Annotated in this window: 1 protein-coding gene and 1 pseudogene; one reads left to right on the plus strand and one right to left on the minus strand. The window is 62.1% G+C overall.

The features are described 5' to 3' along the window. The coding region (locus ACFV8T_RS45630) for a transposase (protein WP_385339819.1) at positions 1-367 on the plus strand (367 nt) is incomplete at its 5' end. 246 nt (positions 368-613) lie between these two features. Here ACFV8T_RS45630 and ACFV8T_RS45635 read toward each other — a convergent pair. Next, a pseudogene (locus tag ACFV8T_RS45635) lies at positions 614-1,104 on the minus strand (hypothetical protein); the annotation flags it as partial.

Genomic DNA, 1,104 nt, shown 5'->3' on the forward strand with positions numbered 1-1,104 from the left:
GGTCATCGACGCCGACACCCGCCTGGTCGTCGTGGTCGGCAAGCCCCTTCCCGGCAACCGCAACGACTGCAAGGCGTGGGAGGAATCCGGCGCCAAGGCCGCCGTCGGCACGACCATGACGATCGCCGACGGCGGCTATCCCGGCACCGGACTCGTGATGCCTCACCGCCGCCGCAAAGGCGAAGAGCTGTCCGAGTGGAAGCAGGCCCACAATAAGTCCCACAAACAGGTCCGCGCCCGCGTCGAGCACACCTTCGCCCGCATGAAGACCTGGAAGATCCTCCGAGACTGCCGCCTCAAAGGGGACGGGGTTCACCAAGCCATGCTCGGCATCGCCCGCCTGCACAACCTCAACCTCGCCGGATAGGAGCGGCCGTCGTCGCCCGAGCAGCCATGCCTCCATCGACTCAAAGATCATTTACGGGACAAGCCTAAGGTTCATCGTCCCAGCTCAGAAGGCACGTTCGTTTTTCCTCCCTGCTTCCGGCCTCATCTCAACCGAAACGGCGAGGTTAATCTGCTGATTGTGTGGCTTCCGTGCTGACCACCGCCTCAAGCACCACCTGGGGAGGTACGTGACCGTCGGCAGCCAGCGCGACTGGCGATATGCGGCTCACTCAGCGTCGTCGTACAGCAGCTCCGCAGTCAGCTCCTTGAATTCCTGCAGAGCTATTTGCAGATCCTCAAGAACACCTTGGGCGATCTCTTCGGGAGCGGCAGGGGAGCCCTCCCCTGAGGCTTTGTTCGGCGGTGTGAGATCAAGGCTTGCGTGGTCATGGTCGAGCACATCGTGGATGCCGAAGCATCGGAAGTTTTCTGTCTCCCGGCGCTCCGCTCGGGGGAGACCCGGACCGTACGCAGACACGAAGGCGTTCAGGTCCCGTTGGTTGAGCGGATTATCGCTGGGGTCGAATCGTCGTCCTGAGCGCAGGTCGTAGACCCAGATTCTGGATGTTTGAGGATACTCGCCAGCAGGATTAGGGTGCTGATCGAAGAAGATAACACTCGCCCTAACCTCGAATTTTCGTGACGGTCCGCCGACGGGGTCGGTGGACCGTTTTCGTGCCGTGGGCTGAGGTTGTGCAGGCCGAGGGCCCGAGTGTC

This window comes from Streptomyces sp. NPDC059832 (genome assembly GCF_042731715.1).
In the GTDB taxonomy this organism is placed as follows: domain Bacteria; phylum Actinomycetota; class Actinomycetes; order Streptomycetales; family Streptomycetaceae; genus Streptomyces.